Below are 19,819 nucleotides of genomic sequence, written 5' to 3' on the forward strand. Positions count from 1 at the left end.
TTGCAATGAACAAGCAAGTCTAGTAAGGGTATTCAGTTTGAAAACACGGTGTTTCTTGCTTTCCAGTCCTCTAGTTTAATAGAAACCCAAAAGCTATAGAGGCCAAAAGTGATAATGGATAAGACGAACCACTTAATCCAATGCCCAAATAATCCAACTGCTGAACCAATAAACTTCATTCTTTTTCCTTCTACAACGGTATGATTAATTTTCCAACCGTAAACCATACATAATGCCCAAGGGTAGCAAATCCCTAAAGTAAGGACAGTGACTGCTAATCCTAGAAGATTCCATCCGATAAAACTAAGTAATCCTCCGTCAAAGTAAGAGTTCGTGTTTCTTCTCGTTTCCATATTTAATCTCCTTTTACTAATTCATTCACGTGAGTATACTTTAATTGTACTCACAATAAGTAATAACGCTAATTTTTTATGAACCAATTCTATTATTTGACCTTAGCTGACCAAAAGGGTAAAATACAAAATAGCAAGACTAAAAGAAGTTTATGTTACAATACAAAAGAATACCATTTTAAGGAGGAAACAAGTTATGAATTTAATCCCTACAGTAATAGAACAATCATCAAGAGGCGAGCGTGCATACGACATCTATTCTCGTTTATTAAAAGACCGTATCATTATGTTAAGTGGAGAAATCAATGATGACGTAGCAAACTCAGTAATCGCTCAACTATTATTTTTGGATGCTCAAGATCCGGAAAAAGATATTTATATTTATATCAACTCTCCAGGAGGAAGCGTAACAGCTGGATTTGCTATCTACGATACAATGAACTTTATTAAAGCAGATGTTCAAACAATTGCTATGGGAATGGCTGCTTCAATGGGAAGCTTCTTGTTAACAGCTGGAACTAAAGGAAAACGTTATGCGTTACCGAATGCTGAAGTAATGATTCACCAGCCACTTGGTGGAGCGCAAGGACAAGCGACAGAAATAGAAATTGCAGCACGTCATATTTTGAAAACACGTGCTCGTTTAAATAAAATCTTATCTGAGCGCACTGGTCAACCGATTGAAGTTATTGAACGTGACACAGATCGCGATAACTACATGTCGGCTGAAGATTCTAAAGCATACGGATTGATTGACGAAATTATGGAAAATAGTTCAGATTTAAAAGGATAAGAATAAGCGAGATGAGGGAATAAACCTTCATCTTTTTTATTTTTCTAAAAGAGATAAAAATGAATTGTAAGAAGATAATTCAAAATGGTAACACTTGTGTCAAATTTTCTTTATACTATACAGTACTAAAGAGCAAAGGGGATTTTACAATGGATATTAGCAAGATAAAAGCAAAAGAAGTAGAAACTATTTATGGATTAAAAATTGGAAATCCAGATGCACCAGTTAAAGTTATTGAATTTATTAACGTAAGTTGCCCTTTTTGTAAGAAATGGCACAATGATTCGAAGGAGCTCTTAGCTAAATATGTAGAAGAAGGCAAGGTACAACGCATCATTAAGCATTACGATAAAGAGACCCCTCATTTGAGAAAAGGAAACGTCGTTCATCGTTATCTAGATTACTCTTCTCCTGAGTCTGCTTTAAGAGAAATAGAGTACTTTTATGATAAACAAGGTGAATGGGGCAATTTGAATAATCTCGATAAGATTGCAGCGTATGTTGAGGAGAAGCGTAATCTAACAGTGCAGTCAAATGAAAAACAAGTAGCAGGTATCATTGAAGAAGCTGTTCGGGCTAATGTAGAACTAGTTCCATCGGTTTTTATTGGAGAAGAGATTTTTGATGAGCACATTACAGTGGACGAATTACAAAGGTTAATTGAAAACAAGTTGAATTCAGCGAATAAATAGACAGTAGAATTTTAACTAGCGAAACATATAAATAGTTATATGTAAGAAAAAAGTGTACAATTAATGTAATAAAAAGTATAAAAAAAGTGAACTAGAGCAATAAAATGCAAGTTCTAGTTCAACTAAAAAAAGGAGTGATTTTAATGGCTAAAGCAATAGATTTCAAATCGCTGAAAAGATTTAATATTATTATGGGCTTATTGCACTTAGTTCAAGGAAGCCTCATGCTCGGTTTTGCTATTTTTATTGATAAGATTGCTAATTTCAAAATTCCTATTCGGTCTTATTTCCTGACATTCGATACAACTCAAATGAGATTGTTAACGGAAGAAAAAGAGTTGTTTAGTGCGCCATTTGGAATAATGGTTTCATTATTTTTATTTATTTCTGCCTTAGCACACTTTATCATTGTGACGCCTTGGGGGAATAAAATATACAACAAAGATTTAGAAAGAAACATGAACCGCTTTAGATGGTATGAATATGCGATTAGCTCATCATTGATGATTATTTTGATTGCTATGTTGTTTGGTGTATACGATATCGGATCACTTATCTTAATGTTTGTTCTTAATGCCACGATGAATTTATTCGGTTTAGTTATGGAAGAAATGACTTACTACAGAAAAACAACCGATTGGAAGTCATTTATTTTTGGAACAATTGCCGGATTCGTTCCATGGGTAGTTATCTTACTATATGCATTTGGAAATGCCGATCCTTCAGAAGTTCCTTGGTTCGTATATGCTTTAGCAGGAACTTATTTTGTTTTCTTTAATCTATTTCCAATAAATATGATTTTACAGTATAAAAAAGTTGGACCTTGGAAAAACTATCTTTATGGAGAACGTGCTTATATTATCTTAAGTTTAGTTGCTAAATCTGCCTTAGCATGGTTAGCGTTTGCAGGAGTTATGCAGCCTGGTTAAGAGACTAAATAAATAAAAGTAAAACCACTCATTAGACACTGTCTGCTAAGTGGTTTTATTTTTTATTTAACTAGTGTTGTTCTTATTCATTAGTTAAGTGAGCTAAAAAAAACCGAATAATATTCATTGGTTTACCCCTTAAAGCTTGAAAGTAAAAGGAGTAAATGATACAATAGTAGATGTAAGGGATAAAAGCAGTGCACATTTTTAGACTGTAGTGGAAAACAAGAATAGAGCATGCAGTTAACTGAATGTCTTGTTTCACTTAAATCTCTTGTTTTTTTAGTCAATAAGGGTCGCCCAACGACTCACATGGTCGTTAGTTGACCCACCGAGGAAGAGGGAACTCATGCAGGATGTATTGTCTATCGTAGAAAAAGTTACACCGGACATTATGGATACGCTGAGGAGAAGGTATCAAATTTTGCGAAATGTTTATCTGCTAGGTCCTATTGGGCGTAGAGTGCTAGCTGACAAAATGGATATCACCGAGCGTGTGCTAAGAACTGAAGTAGACGCATTGAAAAGACAGGGCTTAATTAAAACATCTAAAGTAGGCATGCAATTAACCGTAAGTGGAGAAATTGTTTACCATGATTTAGATCAGATAATGGGTCAATTATTGGGGATGCGAGAGAAAGAAAATCAATTAGCTACCTATTTAAAGATAGAACACTGTGTAATTGTTTCTGGAAATGTTGAGGAGCAACCCAAGGTTCGAGACGAATTAGGGCGAGCAACAATGGATTCGTTGAAAGTGTTATTGCCCGAAGGAATGAATATCATTGCGGTTATGGGTGGAACAACGATGGCAGAAGTTGCGAATCACATGAATGAAAGTCTTTCTTATCACCGTGAATTATTATTTGTACCAGCTAGAGGTGGATTAGGTGAGTCGGTGGACATTCAAGCTAACGCTGTTAGTGCACAGATGGCTAAGAGAACGGGTGGAAAAAACCGTGTTTTATATGTACCAGAACAAGTGAGCGAGGAAACATACAAGCCGCTCTTGAAAGAACCAGAAATCAAAAAAACGCTAGATCTGGTGGAACAAGCTAACTGTGTTCTCTATAGTATTGGAGATGCAACACACATGGCAAAGCGCAGAGGTATGAGCAAAGAAGTTCTAGCTCTGATTAAAAACAAAGCAGCGGTTGGTGAAGCTTTCGGAGAATTCTATAACCAGACTGGGGAAGTTGTTTACAAAATCCCACGTATTGGTATGCAATCAAAAGATCTTACACGAATACCAAGTGTGATCGCAATTGCAGGAGGAAAATCTAAAGCCAAAGCAATTGAAGCACACATGAAGAATGTGCCTTCTCAAACGTGGTTAATCACAGACGAAGGTGCCGCCAATCAGATTTTAAGAGGGATAACCCTTTAAAATAAATTTTTTACGATTCCTAAAGGAGGAAATTTAGTTATGACAGTTAAAGTAGGTATTAATGGTTTTGGACGTATTGGTCGTCTTGCATTCCGTCGCATTCAAGAAGTAGAAGGTATGGAAGTAGTAGCAATCAACGATTTAACAGATGCAAACATGTTGGCTCACTTATTGAAATATGATACAACACAAGGACGTTTCAATGGTGAAGTTGAAGTTAAAGATGGCGCATTCAATGTTAACGGTAAAGACGTAAAAGTTTTAAGCAACCGTAACCCTGAAGAACTTCCGTGGGGAGAATTAGGCGTAGAAATCGTTCTAGAATGTACTGGTTTCTTCAATTCTCAAGAAAAAGCTGAATTACACTTAAAAGCAGGAGCTAAAAAAGTTGTAATCTCTGCACCTGCATCAGGCGACATGAAAACAGTCGTTTACAATGTAAACCACGAAATTCTTGACGGTTCTGAAACAGTTATTTCTGGAGCTTCATGTACAACGAACTGTTTAGCACCTATGGCTAAAGTACTAAATGACAAATATGGAATTGTTCAAGGTTTAATGACTACTATTCACGCTTATACAGGTGACCAAAACACATTAGATGCTCCTCACGCAGGTGGCGACTTCCGTCGTGCTCGTGCAGCAGCAGCTAACATCGTTCCTAATACAACTGGAGCTGCTAAAGCAATTGGTTTAGTTATTCCTGAACTAAAAGGTAAATTAGATGGAGCAGCACAACGTGTGCCTGTAGCAGCTGGTTCATTAACAGAATTAATCACTGTTTTAGATAAAACTGTAACGGTTGAAGAAGTTGACGCAGCTATGAAAGCAGCATCAAACGAATCTTACGGTTATACTGAAGATGCAATTGTTTCTTCAGATATCTTAGGCATGACATTTGGTTCATTATATGATGCAACTCAAACAAAAGTTATGACTGTTGGAGACAAGCAATTAGTTAAAACTGTTTCTTGGTATGATAACGAAATGTCATATACTGCACAATTAATCCGTACGTTAGAGTACTTTGCTAAATTAAGCAAATAATCAGTAAAAAAACGTTTTGATAAGCGGGGGAGCTACGCGCTTCCCTGCTTTTCTTTTTGATTATAAAAATTTGAATTGAGGAGGATCTCTCAATGGTAAAAAAAGTTGTAACAGATTTAGATTTAAAAGATAAAAAAGTGTTGGTCCGTGCTGATTTTAATGTACCAATGAAAGATGGCGAAATTACGAACGACAATCGTATCCAAGCAGCTTTACCAACCATTCAATACGTTATTGAACAAGGTGGAAAAGTGATTCTTTTCTCTCATCTAGGTAAAGTGAAAACAGAAGATGACAAAGCAGATAAAACATTGCGTCCGATTGCAGAGCGTTTAAGCGAATTATTAGGCAAAGAAGTAACCTTCGTACCTGAAACTCGTGGCAAAGAACTAGAAGATACTATCGCTTCATTGAAAAATGGCGAAGTCTTATTAGTTGAAAACACTCGTTTTGAAGATATTGATGGCAAGAAAGAAAGCAAAAATGATGCTGAACTTGGTAAATATTGGGCTAGTTTAGGTGATGTATTTGTTAACGACGCATTTGGTACAGCTCACAGAGCACACGCTTCAAACGTTGGAATTGCTTCTAATCTTGAATCAGCAGCTGGATTCTTAATGGACAAAGAAATCAAATTTATCGGTGGAGCAGTAGATGAGCCACAACGTCCTTTTGTTGCAATCTTAGGTGGCGCAAAAGTAAGTGATAAAATTGGTGTAATTGAAAACTTATTAGATAAAGCAGATAAAGTTCTAATCGGTGGAGGAATGACATATACATTCTACGCTGCTAAAGGAATCGAAATCGGTACATCTCTAGTTGAAGAAGATAAAATTGAATTAGCTAAAACCTTACTTGAAAAAGGTGGAGATAAGTTAATTTTACCAATCGACACAAAAACAACTCATGAATTTAGTAATGATGGTGTTATTGAAGTCCATGAAGGTGTTATTCCAAGTGATCAAATGGGACTAGATATCGGACCAAAAACAATTGAATTATTCACTAAAGAATTACAAGGTGCTAAAACAGTTGTATGGAACGGACCAATGGGCGTATTTGAAATGACGAACTTTGCTAACGGTACAATTGGTGTTTGTGAAGCTATTGCTAACTTAACAGAAGCAACAACAATCATTGGTGGCGGAGATTCTGCAGCAGCAGCTATGGAACTTGGTTTTGCTGATCAATTCACTCATATTTCTACTGGTGGCGGAGCTTCTCTTGAGTACCTTGAGGGCAAAGAATTACCAGGAGTATCATCAATCTCTAATAAATAAGATAATTTTTAGCAAGATGAAAGGAAGTTATTTTTTATGCGTAAACCAATTATTGCAGGCAACTGGAAATTAAATAAAACAGCTTCAGAAGCTTTAGCGTTTGTTGAAGCAGTTAAGTCAGCTATTCCTTCAGCAGAAAAAGTAGACTCCGTTATTGGAGCACCAACTTTATTTTTACATGAACTATCAAATGCTGCTAAAGGCACAGAATTAAGAATTGCAGCTCAAAATGCTTATTTCGAAAATTCAGGTGCATTCACTGGCGAAACAAGTCCAGCAGCATTGAATGACATCGGAGTAGATTACGTAATCATCGGACACTCAGAACGTCGTGAGTATTTCCATGAAACAAATGAGGACATCAATAAAAAAGCTCATGCTATTTTTAACAATGGTATGACACCCATTATTTGTTGTGGCGAAACGTTAGAACAACGTGAAGCTGGACAAACAAATGAATGGGTAAGCGAGCAAATCGTAGCAGCCATCGCTGGTTTAACAAATGAGCAAGTAGCTAAATCTGTTCTTGCTTATGAGCCTATCTGGGCAATTGGAACTGGCAAATCATCTACATCTAAAGATGCAAATGATACGTGTGCTGTTATTCGCGAAACAATTGCTAAAGAAGTTTCGAAAGAAGCAGCTGAAGCAGTACGTATCCAATACGGTGGCAGTGTAAAACCTGAAAATATCGCTGAGTACATGGCTCAATCAGATATTGATGGAGCACTTGTCGGTGGAGCTAGTTTAGAACCAGATTCTTTCTTAGCACTATTGGGGGCAATTAAATAATGAAAAAATCACCAGTAGCCATCATTATTCTTGATGGACTTGGATGGCGTAATGAAGTCATGGGTAATGCAGTAGCACAAGCTAAAAAACCTAATTTTGATCGCTACATGGATAGTTATCCTCACAGTCAATTAAAAGCTTCTGGTCTAGACGTCGGTCTTCCAGCAGGCCAAATGGGGAATTCAGAAGTTGGACATACCAATATTGGTGCTGGACGCATTGTTTATCAGAGCTTAACTCGTATTGATAAGGCAATCGAAGATGGCGATTTCCAAGTAAATCCAGTTTTAAGTGGAGCGATGAATCATACGATTGATAACCAATCTGATTTACATTTATTTGGATTATTGTCTGACGGTGGTGTGCATAGTCACATTAATCACTTGATTTCTTTAATTAAAACAGCAAAAGAAAAAGGTGTACGCAATATTTACGTTCACGCTTTTCTTGATGGACGCGATGTAGCGCCCAATTCAGGAATTGGTTACGTGGAGCAATTAGAAAAAGCCATGCAAGAAATTGGAGCAGGTGAAATTGCAACTGTTTCTGGACGTTTTTATGCAATGGATAGAGATAAGCGTTGGGAACGTGTTGAAAAAGCTTACAACGCTATCGCTCATAGTGAAGGTGTAAAAGCCAACAGCGCAATGGAGGCTGTAGAAGCGAGTTATGCATCAGAGAAATTTGATGAATTTGTTCTTCCAACAGTTATTGAAAAAGATGGCAAGCCTGTCGCAACTGTAAAAAGTAACGATGCTATTATCTTTTTCAACTTCCGACCAGATCGTGCTATTCAATTATCTAATGCTTTCACCGATGACGAGTGGGAACACTTTGATCGTGGCGTAAGAGCTAAAAACGTCAAATTTGTTACGATGACTTTATACAACCCAAGCATTAAAGCTGAAGTTGCATTTGCACCAATTCCAATGACCAATGTCATCGGAGAAGTTCTTTCTAACAAAGGTTTGAAGCAATTGCGTATCGCTGAAACAGAAAAGTATCCACATGTTACCTTCTTTATGAATGGTGGACGCAATGAAGAATTCCCAGGAGAAAATCGTATCTTGATTCCTTCTCCTAAAGTAGAAACGTATGACTTGAAACCTGAAATGAGTGCTTATGAAGTGACAGATGCATTGGTGGCTGATATTGAAGCAGACCAGTCTGATGCGATTATCTTAAACTTCGCTAATCCAGATATGGTTGGCCACTCAGGTATGCTAGAACCAACGATTAAAGCAATTGAAGCAGTGGATGAAAATCTAGGACGGATTGTTGATGCGATTGTTGCTAAAGGTGGCTATGCGATTATTTTTGCAGATCATGGCAATGCAGACACAATGCTTACTCCAGAAGGAAACCCGCATACTGCTCATACAACTGTACCTGTACCTGTAATTGTAACCAAAAAAGGTGTAACATTACGTGAGGGCGGACGTTTAGCAGATATTGCTCCAACGATGTTAGACTTATTAAATATTGAAAAACCAGTAGAAATGACTGGAGAAAGTTTAATAATTAACCCATAATTTGTTCGTTTTGGTGTAAAATAGAAAGTGATGAAACCTATTCTATTGTTTTACCTGTTGACTTGCGCAAGTTAACGTAAAAAAATGATTCACGGTAGATTTTATATGAGTAAAATCAATAAAGAGTCTGCAGCTCTGTTGAGGATAACGTATAAAATTGAATCAGATAATTTATGAAAAACAATAAATAGGCAGAATCGATTAAAATGATTGCATCTTAGCTAAGACACAATTAGAATAAAGCCATGGATATGATGTCCTAGGCCAAAAATAGTGAAACTCAAAGGAGAGTAATATATATGCCATTTATTACAGATATTTTAGCTCGCGAAGTACTAGATTCACGAGGAAACCCAACAATCGAAGTAGAAGTTTACACAGAAAGCGGAGCATTTGGCCGTGGAATGGTTCCTTCAGGCGCATCAACTGGTGAGCATGAAGCAATCGAATTACGTGACGGAGACAAAGATCGTTACCTTGGCAAAGGCGTTACTAAAGCTGTTGATAATGTAAATAAAATTATCTCAGAAGCTATCTTAGGATTTGACGTACGCGATCAAATGGCAATCGATAAAACAATGATTGAATTAGATGGCACACCAAACAAAGAAAAATTAGGAGCAAATGCTATTTTAGGTGTTTCTATTGCTGTTGCACGTGCAGCTGCTGATTTCTTAGACCTTCCTTTATACCAATATTTAGGTGGATTCAATGCTAAAACATTGCCAACACCAATGATGAACATCATTAATGGTGGATCACATGCTAACAACAGTATCGACTTCCAAGAGTTCATGATTATGCCTGTTGGAGCGCCAACATTTAAAGAAGCTCTACGTATGGGAGCAGAAGTTTTCCATGCATTAGCTGGTATCTTAAAAGAAAAAGGTTTAGCAACTTCTGTTGGTGACGAGGGTGGATTTGCTCCTAACTTGAAATCAAACGAAGAAGGCTTTGAAGTTATTATCGAAGCAATCAAAAAAGCTGGCTACAAACCTGGTGAAGACGTTGTTCTTGCTATGGATGCTGCTTCTTCTGAATTCTACAACAAAGACAAAGGTGTTTATGACTTAGCAGATTCAGGCGAAGGCGAAAAAACAGCTGACGAAATGATTAAAATTTATGAAGACTTAGTTGCTAAATACCCAATCATCTCTATTGAAGATGGCTTAGATGAAAATGACTGGGAAGGTACTAAGAAATTAACAGATGTTTTAGGCGATAAAGTTCAAATCGTTGGAGATGATATCTTTGTTACAAACCCTGAAAAATTAGCTAAAGCAATTGAGATGGGCGTTTCAAACTCAATCCTTATCAAAGTTAACCAAATCGGTACATTAACTGAAACATTTGATGCTATTGAAATGGCTAAAAAAGCTGGTTATACAGCAGTAGTTTCTCACCGTTCTGGTGAAACAGAAGATTCAACAATTGCTGATATCGCTGTTGCAACAAATGCTGGTCAAATTAAAACTGGATCACTTTCACGTACAGACCGTATTGCAAAATACAACCAATTGTTACGTATTGAAGATCAACTAGGCGACCTTGCTGTTTATGGTGGACTAAAAGCTTTCTACAACTTAAAAAAATAAGCGATTTAAGTAAATAGGAGTTAACCCATTTAACGCCTATTTACAAACTAAAAAGCAAAAAATTGAAACCTTTGTTGGTCGGACCCATTCCGAACAACGAAGGTTTTTTTATTATGTATTTAGCCCACTGATTGTATGATATACTAACTTTATTAGGAGTAAATGTGAAAGGTAGTGAGAACGTGGATTCAAATTATATCTTTTTAAAAGAAGCATTTCCTGACTTATTTAAAAGTATTAGAGAAATGGAGATACACCCAAATAACTATTCCTTACAAACTAGAGAGGCAATAAGCCTGTTAGAAAAAATGCTTAAGCAATTTATTTTTAAGATAGAAGCATTCGAAAAAGAAAATTACAATAAATTGTATTGCGCTATCAATGAAATTCCTAAGAGAATGGAGCTAGATTCGTCTATTGTAGATACGATGCATCGTTTAAGAAGAAAAGGAAACAAAGCTAAACATGAAGACCACATGATTACTAAGTTAGAATTAGAAGATACATTATCTGATTTTTTTGAATTTACAAAGTGGTGGTATGCTCAAAAGACTGGTATCAAAATACAAGCTCCTTATGTTAAAGAAGATGGACTAACGGATTACCTTAAACTAAAAGCTGTTTCGATTGAGGACTGTGAATTTAATTATACGGATATAGCAGAATGTGATTCATTTTTTAGAACATAATAGACTAAAGGGAGGGGCTTTTAATCATGTTAGGAAAAGAAGAGCGAGTGATTTATGAAAAATTACATTACAAAACTGTTGAACAATATGAGATAGTAGTAGAAGAGGTTAATTTAATTGCTCAAGAAATTTATGAAAATAAACAAAAATTGTATCATACTATTTTAAGGTGTGTTAACTATTACAATTTATTTAGAAACACTCCTGATGAAATTAGTATCACTATTGAATCTACAGAATCAAGTTTAAAAGATTTTACATTTGAGCTACAAACGTTAGAAAAAGAGATAAAGAAAATAGATGAAAAGGCAATCAAATCTGCAGCTGCAGTTACGGGTACGGGAGCAGTTGTTGGAGTATTAGGAGCTAATATTTTAATGGCTTCAGCCACTACTTTTGGTGTTGCTTCTACAGGAACAGCTATCAGTGCATTATCTGGAGCAGCAGCAACTAACGCAGCTTTAGCTTGGCTTGGTGGCGGAGCACTAGTAGCTGGCGGTGGTGGAATAGGATTGGGTTCTTTAGTTGTTGGGCTAACAGGACCAATAGGTTGGGCTGTCGGCGGTGCTGGGGCGTATATGATTGGAAAAGGTACTAAAAAAAAGAATGAAAAAATGACTATAGAAATTAAAAAAAAGATAGATAATATACTTGAAGAAATTAAGAATTTAAAACGAGTAACTCCGGAAATAATACTGTTCAGAGATGAACTTAGTGAAGCAAGTTCTGATATTAATGAACAGTATGCTTTTTTATCAAAGAAAATCATAACCATTGATTATGACTTACTAGATGAGATTCAAAGAAAAGCATTGAGTAATTTTGTAAATGCTACTAAACTACAAGCTAAATTATTAAATAAAAGAGTAAAGTTTAGTAAGTGATAGGAACGAACTTAAAAAATCTTTATTGGCGGACTCATTCCGAACAACGAAGGTTTTTTTATTCATACACTATTAAAATAGTGTATGAATTTATAATGTGGTATACTCGTATGGATAATAGAAAAAGGCGGTGAATAGATGAAGCGCAAAGATTTGATTTATCACTATGTCAAAAAAAATACAGAACAGTTAACTAAAGAAGAAATCGAATTTGGCAATGGCCTAACGACTATTGACATTGCAAAAGAGTTAGATATTATTCGCAATAATGTCAGTAAGGAATTAAATGAACTCGTTCGTGAAGAAAAAATCATAAAAATTAGTGGTCGACCTGTTAGATATGTAGACAAGACTTGTTTAGTCTGGAAACCATTAACTACAAAAGTAAAATCTTATAAAGAACATACGCTAGTTAATGAAAAAAAAGATAAACCGATAAAAACAGAGAACACTATTTCAGATAAAAACTTATTTGATTATATGATTGGGTCAAATGGTAGTTTAAAAAACCAGATGGAACAAGCAAAAGCAGCAATATTTTATCCGCCTAAGGGACTAAATAGCCTGATAATAGGGCCTACTGGTTCTGGGAAAACCTTTTTCGCAAATGCGATGTACGAATATTCTCAATCAAAAGACGTGATTGATCAAACAAAATCTATGATTATTTTTAACTGTGCTGATTATTCTCAGAACCCACAATTATTGATGTCGCATTTATTCGGGCATGCTAAAGGATCATATACAGGAGCAACCGAAGACAAAGATGGTTTACTTGTTAAAGCAGATAAAAATATGTTGTTTTTAGATGAAATTCACCGTTTACCACCAGAAGGTCAAGAAATGCTCTTTTACTTTATGGATAACGGAACCTTCCAGCGAATGGGCGATACCGAAGAGCGTTTAACAGCCAATGTTCGTATTATTTGTGCCACAACAGAAGACCCTGACTCTGCATTATTAAAAACCTTTGTCCGCCGCATACCAATAACTATTCAACTTCCTTCATTTAATGATCGTCCAGCCAAAGAACGTGTCCAATTAGTAAAATTACTTTTATCTATTGAAGCTAAAAGAATCAATAAGCGTATTGTAGTAGATGAGAGTGTTGTAAAAGCTTTGTTAGGTAGTGTGACTTACGGAAACGTTGGTCAATTAAAATCGAATGTTCAATTAGCTTGTGCTAAAGGCTTTTTAAATAGTATGGATAATCACAATGAGTTTTAATTGTGATGGATGATTTGACTCCTATTATTCAAGATGGTTTGATTCATTTAGCTAAACACCGTGAAGAGTTAAATGAAATTTCTAATTATTTAGAGCCAAGACTGATTTTACAACCGGACAATTCTGTTTATATTTTAGAAAAAGATGCCTATGAACTTCCTTTTAATTTATATGAAATTATAGGAGATAAGGCAGCTTTATTGAAAGCAGAAGGTGTCAATGCTGAAAATATTGAAAATTTTATTACAACAGATATTAACTTGCACTTAAAATCATTTTATAAAACCAATAGACTGAATTTTGATAATGAAAAAAGTTTAAAGGATATCGTTGATCAAAAAATTATTACTTTAACTAAAGAGATTCGAGCTATGGCAGAAGAGTATTTAGACTATCAGTTTAAAGATAATTTCTTATACGCCATGAGCTTACATTTAAGTTCTTTCATTAAACGCTCTAAAGAAGGCGTTGTGCAAACAAAAACAAATAAAGAACTAGAAAATTTAATATCTAGTTACAAAAAAGAATACTCAGTTGCTTTGATGATCAAAGATCATATCAAAACGAAATACCAAATCACTGTTCCTGAAGTAGAATGTTGGTACTTGACGATGTTATTGGTTTCTTTAAGAGAGCAAAATCTTGTTGGTCAAGTAGGGATTATTGTAGCGGCTCATGGAAGAAGTACAGCAACAAGTATGGTTCAAGTTGTTACTAAGTTATTAAATGTTCAAAATATTGTTGCAGTAGACATGCCATTAGAAATGTCACCTCATCGTGTTTACGGTATGATTCAAGAGGCTGTCCAACGGGTTAACGAAGGTAATGGTGTTTTGTTGCTAGTAGATATGGGTTCATTAACGACTTTTGGTAATAAGTTAATGCGAGAAATGGATATCCCTATCAAAACAATTGATATGGTGACAACACCAGTCGTATTAGAAGCAGCTAGAAAAATATCATTAATGGATAGTTCACTAGATGAGATTCACGATACACTTAAAAATTTTAGAGGGTACAGCAATTTTTTAGACTATCCTCATCCGTCTAAAGAGGAAGAGACAAAGAAAAGAGCCTACCAACCTAAAGCTATCATTACGATTTGTTCGACTGGAGAAGGAACGGCAGTGATTATTAAACAGCGTGTTGAGGAGTTATTGGCAACATTTATAGATGAAGAGATTGAAGTAATCTCTATCTCTTTGTTAGACATGGATTCAACCGTTAATAAGATTGCAGAAAAGTACCATATTTTAGCTACTGCTGGAGTAAGTAAGCCTGCGATTCAAGTGCCCCATCTTTCCTTGGAAGAATTGTTTCAATCTTTCGGAAAAGAACGGATTAAGCAAGTGGTCTTAGATAGTCAAGATGAAGAATCAGATTTAGTTGAGTCGTTAGATACAAAAGAATTGTGTGAAGACTACTTAGGGACGTACTTTACGTTTTTAAATCCTAAAAAACTGATTTCTATTTTATGGGAATACAGCGAGATAATAGAAGCAAATAAGAAACAATCATTTTCCAATAGTTTAAAAATAGGGCTTATTATGCATATCGCTGGTGTACTTGAACGGGTGTTACTAAACGACACACTTTCTACTCAAGAAGAGTATGAAGAAAATCACCTCTATCTAGATGCTGTACTAGAAGCCAACACAATGGTAAAAGCAAAATTAAACCTTGTTATTCCGGATTCAGAAATTTTTTATATTTTAAAGATCTTTGATGCACAATCAGGAGAAGAATAAAAATAACTGTCTAAATGCGTCAAGTCGTTTAGACCAGTTTATTTTTTGTCTATGATTAGCAATACAATGAACTAAAGATAAGGATGGTTAGTTATGGTAATGGATATTCGTTTAGCACGAATTGACGATCGCTTGATTCATGGTCAAGTAGCAACAGTTTGGACAAAAACGTTGAAAATTAATCGTATATTAGTGATAAGTGATGAAGTTGCAAAAGATACACTAAGAAAGACACTACTAAAGCATGCAGCACCTCCCGATGGAACAGCTAATGTTATTACAATAGACAAAATGATTGCTATTTATCAAGATCCACAATTTGATGTTTTTAAAGCAATGTTATTATTTACGAATCCACATGATGTAAAAAGAGTTGTAGAGGGTGGTGTCGAGATTCATTCTGTTAATATTGGAGGAATGAGTTTTTCTGCTGGAAAAAAAATGATCACGAATGCGGTTGCCGTAGATACACAAGATATTGAAGATTTCATTTATTTAAATAAACAAGGAATCGAATTAGAAATTAGAAAAGTTGCATCTGATAGTAAAACCTATATGATGGATCTTTTAAAGAAAGAAAATATGCTATAAACTTTATAAATTACCTAAAGCAAAGAGTAAAAAAAGAGATAAGTTAGCTAAAGTTACGTATGAGACCGATTTATCAGATTAGATTTAAGAAAGAGATTTAGTCGTTTCAAATAGGACATGCCTATGGGCAAACTCTTCTGGTAATTTAGTGTTCATTATGGTAAAGTAAGTTGCAAGAGAAACGTTAGACAGGAGGGCATTAAACGTGTACGATACATTTTTAATTGCTGAACTTATAGTATCAGTTTTACTTATTATTGTGGTTGTTATGCAACCTACTAAAACAAATAATGCAGCTAGCGCGTTTACTGGTGGAGCAGAACAATTATTTGGCAAACAAAAAGCACGCGGTTTTGAAGCTGTTTTACAACGAGTAACCGTTGTTTTAGGAATTGCTTTTTTTGTGATAGCACTAGTATTAGCTTATTTATCAGTCGGTTAAATAAATACGTCAAGTTACCCAATAAATCATGGGTAATTTTTTTGTTTTAAAAAATAGAAAAAGCCTTAGTTGTAGATTGCAAAAATCTATGACCAAGGCTTTTATTTTTTTTAAAACAATAACCAGAGAAAAAGTTTGAAAATCCATCAGGTAATGAATTAGATTGCTGTTAATAAAAGTATCCGCTTACAAATCGAATCCCACTTAAATTAGAGATACACAAACTATCTTTAGTAAGAATTATCAATGATTTAAGCAAAAAGGGTTGCTAAAATCAGTCTATTTAGTTATACTTTAAACGAGGTTTAGGTACACCTTAATTTTTTCTGGACTTATAAATAATTAATTGAACAAAAAGAGGGGACGTTACAAAATGATTGAATTAAAAAACTTAACCGTTACTTATCAAGACAAACCAGCGCTTTCTGATGTATCGCTCACAATTAGAGAAAAAGCTATAACTGGAATCATTGGGCCTAATGGAGCCGGAAAATCAACATTAATTAAAGGGATGATGGATTTAGTCAAAAAAAATTCAGGTGTGACAACTGTAGATAATCAACCTTTAAACAATGTGAGAAAAAATATTGCTTACGTAGAACAAAGAAATACTATTGACTTAACGTTTCCTATAAAAGTAAGTGAAACAGTTTTATTAGGAACATTTCCTAAACTTGGTCTTTTTCATCGTCCAAAAGAAAAGGAAAAGCAAAAAGTAATAGAAAGTCTTAAACAAGTTAAAATGGAAGAATTTAAGAATCGCCAAATTGGAGAACTATCTGGTGGACAATTGCAACGAGTCTTTATTGCACGTGCTCTAGCTCAAGAAGCGGATATTATTTTTCTAGATGAACCATTTGTTGGTATTGATATGAATAGTGAAAAAGTGATTATTGATTTACTTAAACAGTTGAGAGATGAAGGCAAAACAATTGTTGTTGTTCACCATGACTTAAGTAAAGTAACGACTTATTTCGATGATTTAATTATATTAAATCAAGAATTAATTAGCTATGGTCCTATTGCTAAATCATTTACAACTGCAAATATCAAAGCAGCCTATGGCGATTCTATGGGAGACTTAATGATCAAGGGGGTCAATGATTAATGATTGCTAACTTTATAGAAGGTTTAACAAAGTATCAATTTTTGCAAAATGCATTATTTACGTCAATCGTTATCGGAGTCGTATCTGGAGTGATTGGGTGCTTCATTATTTTAAGAGGGATGTCATTAATGGGAGATGCGATATCACATGCAGTTCTTCCTGGGGTAGCTGTTTCATATATTGTAGGAGTAAACTACTTTATAGGTGCAACCGTATTTGGTTTGTTTGCGGCAGTAATGATTGGTTTAGTTACTCAGCACAGTAAACTAAAAAGCGATACAGCTATTGGGATTGTTTTCAGTTCCTTTTTCGCAGCAGGTATTATTGCAATTTCTTTTGCAAAAAGTTCAACCGACTTATACCATATTTTATTTGGTAACGTCTTAGCTGTAACACAAAGTGATATGATTATTACTGTGGTTATCGCAATCATCGTTGTTTTATTCGTGATTGTTTTTTACAAAGAATTACTCGTTAGTTCGTTTGACCCAGTCATGTCACAAGCGTATGGATTGAGAACACAAGTCATACATTATGCATTAATGCTTTTGCTTACACTAGTAGCCGTTTCAGCTTTACAAACAGTTGGAACAATTTTAGTTGTAGCTATGTTAATTACACCTGCAGCAACAGCCTATTTATTATCAAATAGACTATCTGTTATGATTTTGATTGCTTCTACGATTGGTGTAATCAGCTCAGTTGTTGGTTTGTTCTTAAGCTATTCATATAATTTAGCTTCAGGTGCGGCAATTGTCCTGACGACAACGATATTCTTTATTATTGCGTTCTTATTTTCACCAAAACAAAATTTACTTATAAAGAGAAGGAAGGCTATAAAATGAAAAAAATAAAATTAGTTCTAGCTTTACTAACATTGACTGTTTTCACAGCAGCTTGTGGAACTAGCGAGACGGTAGAAAGTGGCAAACTGCAAGTTGTTGCAACAAACTCTATTCTAGCCGATATGATTAAAAACGTAGGCGGCGATACGATTGAGTTACACAGTATTGTTCCAGTTGGAACGGATCCTCATCACTATGAAGTTTTACCAGAAGATATCGAAAAATCAACAAATGCAGCGGTCATCTTTTACAATGGTCTAAACCTTGAAACTGGTGGAAACGGCTGGTTTGCTAACTTGATGGAAACATCTAAAAAAGAAGAAGGAAAAGACTACTTTACGACAAGTAAAGGTGTCGAGCCAATGTATTTAACTTCAGCCGGTCAAGAAACAGAACAAGATCCTCACGCTTGGTTAGATATCAGCAATGGCATTCAGTACGTTGAAAATATTACGGAAGTCTTGATAGAAAAAGATCCAGAGAATAAAGCCGTTTATCAAGACAATTCAGCTGCTTATATTGAGAAATTAACAGCATTAGATGCTAACGCCAAAAAAGAATTTAATGATATACCAGAAGATCAAAGACTACTAGTCACAAGTGAAGGAGCTTTTAAGTACTTCTCAGCTGCTTATGGGGTGACTGGTGATTATATCTGGGAAATCAATACAGAAAGCCAAGGAACACCAGAACAAATGAGTACCATTATTGATACCATTAGAGAAAGCAACGTTCCTTCATTATTTGTGGAAACAAGTGTTGATAAACGAAGCATGCAAAGTGTTTCAAAAGAAACTGGCGTGCCAATTTACGAAACAATTTTTACTGACTCCATTGCAAAAGAAGGAGAAAATGGGGATAGTTACTATGATATGATGGAATGGAATCTAACAAAAATTCACGAAGGTCTAAAGAAGTAAACAAATCCAGAGTATAAGAGAAAACTAGTGCGATAGAACCAGTTAGATGGTTTTATTGCACTAGTTTTCTCTTTAGATTAAAAAAAAATAAGAATAAGAGATAGAAGTCAGGAGTAAATAGATGTTTCGGTAGTGTATGGGTATGAAAATAGGTAAATATAAAGTAAAATAGAAAGTAATAGGAATTATCACAGGAGGAGATTTCTTAATGGTTAAAAAAACACTGCCGCAACCATTTTTTTTTGAAAAAGGGCCAAGAGCAGTATTATTAATGCATGCTTACAATGGAAGTCCGAATGATGTTAGAATGATGGGACGCGCGTTGGAAAAAGAAAACTATACGGTCTATGCGCCAATGTTTAAAGGGCATGGAACAGTGAATCCAGAAGATGTCTTAACAGCCACTCTTTTTGACTGGATACAAGATGCAAAAGAGGCCTTAGAATTTTTAACTGAAAAAGGTTACCAACAAGTTGCTGTTTTTGGTTTATCATTAGGTGGTTTGATGGCAACACACATCATGACTACATACCCCGTTTTAGCAGGTGGTACGTTCAATTCTCCAATGATCAATCATGAAGGGTTTAATTTACGGCCTGCTTTCTTACAATACGTTCGATACGTAAAACAAGTTGCTGGGCAAACAAACGAAGAGATAGCTAGTGAGATGGTACAAATTGAAGAGAAGCTAGATCAGCAACTAGCTGCTATTTCTGAATTGGTTTCTTCTATGCAGCCAGCTTATCGAGAGATAACACAACCGATATTTATTGCTCAATCAGGACAAGATAACTTAATTAATCCGCAAGTAGCGGTAAAATTTAAAGAAGAACTTGTTAAGGCAAAAATTGATTTTAAATGGTATGAAAATAGTACACACGTCATCACAGTAGGTGTAGACAAAAGAGAGTTAGAAAAGGATGTAGTATATTTCCTATCTGATTTAAATTGGAATGGAGAGTAAA

At 35.1% G+C, this 19,819-nt stretch carries 18 protein-coding genes and 1 pseudogene; 18 read left to right on the forward strand and 1 reads right to left on the reverse strand.

Features of this window, described 5'->3' with window-relative positions:
• Positions 1-32: 32 nt before the first annotated feature.
• Entirely contained in the window at positions 33-353 is a 321-nt protein-coding gene (locus tag ACMHYH_RS01710) for a hypothetical protein (RefSeq protein ID WP_414839677.1), read from the reverse strand.
• A gap of 196 nt (positions 354-549) precedes the next feature.
• On the opposite strand from ACMHYH_RS01710, the gene clpP reads away from it, so the two are divergent.
• The 18 genes and pseudogenes from clpP (at position 550) to ACMHYH_RS01800 (ending at position 19,818) form a co-directional block, all read left to right on the forward strand.
• A complete protein-coding gene (clpP, locus tag ACMHYH_RS01715) occupies positions 550-1,146 on the forward strand; it encodes an ATP-dependent Clp endopeptidase proteolytic subunit ClpP (RefSeq protein WP_414839678.1) in 597 nt (198 codons plus the stop codon).
• A gap of 149 nt (positions 1,147-1,295) precedes the next feature.
• Positions 1,296-1,838, forward strand: a complete 543-nt coding sequence (locus ACMHYH_RS01720) for a DsbA family protein (protein WP_414839679.1) — start codon at positions 1,296-1,298, stop codon at positions 1,836-1,838.
• 143 nt (positions 1,839-1,981) lie between these two features.
• Positions 1,982-2,767 (forward strand): heliorhodopsin HeR, encoded by a 786-nt coding sequence (heR, locus tag ACMHYH_RS01725; protein ID WP_414839680.1) that lies wholly within the window; start codon positions 1,982-1,984, stop codon positions 2,765-2,767.
• Positions 2,768-3,116: 349 nt separating this feature from the next.
• A complete protein-coding gene (locus tag ACMHYH_RS01730; RefSeq protein WP_414839681.1) occupies positions 3,117-4,154 on the forward strand; it encodes a sugar-binding transcriptional regulator in 1,038 nt (345 codons plus the stop codon).
• Between the two features lie 39 nt (positions 4,155-4,193).
• Complete coding sequence (gene gap / locus ACMHYH_RS01735) at positions 4,194-5,201, forward strand: type I glyceraldehyde-3-phosphate dehydrogenase (protein ID WP_414839682.1); 1,008 nt, start codon at positions 4,194-4,196, stop codon at positions 5,199-5,201.
• Positions 5,202-5,293: 92 nt separating this feature from the next.
• A complete protein-coding gene (locus ACMHYH_RS01740; RefSeq protein WP_414839683.1) occupies positions 5,294-6,481 on the forward strand; it encodes a phosphoglycerate kinase in 1,188 nt (395 codons plus the stop codon).
• A gap of 36 nt (positions 6,482-6,517) precedes the next feature.
• On the forward strand, positions 6,518-7,273 hold the full coding sequence (gene tpiA / locus ACMHYH_RS01745) for a triose-phosphate isomerase (RefSeq protein WP_414839684.1): 756 nt from the start codon (positions 6,518-6,520) through the stop codon (positions 7,271-7,273).
• Positions 7,273-8,805: a 2,3-bisphosphoglycerate-independent phosphoglycerate mutase gene (gpmI, locus tag ACMHYH_RS01750; protein WP_414839685.1), complete on the forward strand. Its 1,533-nt coding sequence runs from the start codon at positions 7,273-7,275 to the stop codon at positions 8,803-8,805. The genes tpiA and gpmI overlap by 1 nt, the downstream gene beginning before the upstream one ends.
• 299 nt (positions 8,806-9,104) lie before the next feature.
• Positions 9,105-10,400 (forward strand): phosphopyruvate hydratase, encoded by a 1,296-nt coding sequence (gene eno / locus ACMHYH_RS01755; RefSeq protein WP_414839686.1) that lies wholly within the window; start codon positions 9,105-9,107, stop codon positions 10,398-10,400.
• 245 nt (positions 10,401-10,645) lie between these two features.
• The gene (locus ACMHYH_RS01760; protein ID WP_414839687.1) at positions 10,646-11,089 is read left to right on the forward strand and encodes a hypothetical protein; all 444 of its coding nucleotides are present in this window, start codon (positions 10,646-10,648) and stop codon (positions 11,087-11,089) included.
• 26 nt (positions 11,090-11,115) lie between these two features.
• Positions 11,116-11,973 (forward strand): hypothetical protein, encoded by an 858-nt coding sequence (locus ACMHYH_RS01765; RefSeq protein ID WP_414839688.1) that lies wholly within the window; start codon positions 11,116-11,118, stop codon positions 11,971-11,973.
• Between the two features lie 138 nt (positions 11,974-12,111).
• A pseudogene (locus tag ACMHYH_RS01770) lies at positions 12,112-14,948 on the forward strand (sigma 54-interacting transcriptional regulator).
• Between the two features lie 93 nt (positions 14,949-15,041).
• Positions 15,042-15,539 (forward strand): mannose/fructose/sorbose PTS transporter subunit IIB, encoded by a 498-nt coding sequence (locus ACMHYH_RS01775; protein ID WP_414839689.1) that lies wholly within the window; start codon positions 15,042-15,044, stop codon positions 15,537-15,539.
• A 205-nt stretch (positions 15,540-15,744) separates the two neighbouring features.
• Positions 15,745-15,981: a preprotein translocase subunit SecG gene (secG, locus tag ACMHYH_RS01780; protein ID WP_414839690.1), complete on the forward strand. Its 237-nt coding sequence runs from the start codon at positions 15,745-15,747 to the stop codon at positions 15,979-15,981.
• Positions 15,982-16,354: 373 nt separating this feature from the next.
• A complete protein-coding gene (locus tag ACMHYH_RS01785; RefSeq protein ID WP_414839691.1) occupies positions 16,355-17,089 on the forward strand; it encodes a metal ABC transporter ATP-binding protein in 735 nt (244 codons plus the stop codon).
• Positions 17,089-17,934 (forward strand): metal ABC transporter permease, encoded by an 846-nt coding sequence (locus ACMHYH_RS01790; RefSeq protein ID WP_414839692.1) that lies wholly within the window; start codon positions 17,089-17,091, stop codon positions 17,932-17,934. The genes ACMHYH_RS01785 and ACMHYH_RS01790 overlap by 1 nt, the downstream gene beginning before the upstream one ends.
• A complete protein-coding gene (locus ACMHYH_RS01795) occupies positions 17,931-18,854 on the forward strand; it encodes a metal ABC transporter substrate-binding protein (RefSeq protein WP_414839693.1) in 924 nt (307 codons plus the stop codon). The genes ACMHYH_RS01790 and ACMHYH_RS01795 overlap by 4 nt, the downstream gene beginning before the upstream one ends.
• A 208-nt stretch (positions 18,855-19,062) precedes the next feature.
• Positions 19,063-19,818, forward strand: a complete 756-nt coding sequence (locus tag ACMHYH_RS01800; protein ID WP_414839694.1) for an alpha/beta hydrolase — start codon at positions 19,063-19,065, stop codon at positions 19,816-19,818.
• Position 19,819 lies beyond the last annotated feature (1 nt).

Origin of the sequence: Carnobacterium sp. TMP28 (assembly GCF_047553015.1) — a bacterium.
Taxonomy (GTDB): Bacteria; Bacillota; Bacilli; order Lactobacillales; family Carnobacteriaceae; genus Carnobacterium_A.

What these genes read in the sequence shown, in the direction of transcription:
- ACMHYH_RS01710 (WP_414839677.1), bottom strand. Translation starts at nt 353, where the DNA reads ATGGAAACGAGAAGAAACACGAACTCTTACTTTGACGGAGGATTACTT.
- clpP (WP_414839678.1), top strand. Translation starts at nt 550, where the DNA reads ATGAATTTAATCCCTACAGTAATAGAACAATCATCAAGAGGCGAGCGT.
- ACMHYH_RS01720 (WP_414839679.1), top strand. Translation starts at nt 1,296, where the DNA reads ATGGATATTAGCAAGATAAAAGCAAAAGAAGTAGAAACTATTTATGGA.
- heR (WP_414839680.1), top strand. Translation starts at nt 1,982, where the DNA reads ATGGCTAAAGCAATAGATTTCAAATCGCTGAAAAGATTTAATATTATT.
- ACMHYH_RS01730 (WP_414839681.1), top strand. Translation starts at nt 3,117, where the DNA reads ATGCAGGATGTATTGTCTATCGTAGAAAAAGTTACACCGGACATTATG.
- gap (WP_414839682.1), top strand. Translation starts at nt 4,194, where the DNA reads ATGACAGTTAAAGTAGGTATTAATGGTTTTGGACGTATTGGTCGTCTT.
- ACMHYH_RS01740 (WP_414839683.1), top strand. Translation starts at nt 5,294, where the DNA reads ATGGTAAAAAAAGTTGTAACAGATTTAGATTTAAAAGATAAAAAAGTG.
- tpiA (WP_414839684.1), top strand. Translation starts at nt 6,518, where the DNA reads ATGCGTAAACCAATTATTGCAGGCAACTGGAAATTAAATAAAACAGCT.
- gpmI (WP_414839685.1), top strand. Translation starts at nt 7,273, where the DNA reads ATGAAAAAATCACCAGTAGCCATCATTATTCTTGATGGACTTGGATGG.
- eno (WP_414839686.1), top strand. Translation starts at nt 9,105, where the DNA reads ATGCCATTTATTACAGATATTTTAGCTCGCGAAGTACTAGATTCACGA.
- ACMHYH_RS01760 (WP_414839687.1), top strand. Translation starts at nt 10,646, where the DNA reads ATGGAGATACACCCAAATAACTATTCCTTACAAACTAGAGAGGCAATA.
- ACMHYH_RS01765 (WP_414839688.1), top strand. Translation starts at nt 11,116, where the DNA reads ATGTTAGGAAAAGAAGAGCGAGTGATTTATGAAAAATTACATTACAAA.
- ACMHYH_RS01775 (WP_414839689.1), top strand. Translation starts at nt 15,042, where the DNA reads ATGGTAATGGATATTCGTTTAGCACGAATTGACGATCGCTTGATTCAT.
- ACMHYH_RS01785 (WP_414839691.1), top strand. Translation starts at nt 16,355, where the DNA reads ATGATTGAATTAAAAAACTTAACCGTTACTTATCAAGACAAACCAGCG.
- ACMHYH_RS01790 (WP_414839692.1), top strand. Translation starts at nt 17,089, where the DNA reads ATGATTGCTAACTTTATAGAAGGTTTAACAAAGTATCAATTTTTGCAA.
- ACMHYH_RS01795 (WP_414839693.1), top strand. Translation starts at nt 17,931, where the DNA reads ATGAAAAAAATAAAATTAGTTCTAGCTTTACTAACATTGACTGTTTTC.
- ACMHYH_RS01800 (WP_414839694.1), top strand. Translation starts at nt 19,063, where the DNA reads ATGGTTAAAAAAACACTGCCGCAACCATTTTTTTTTGAAAAAGGGCCA.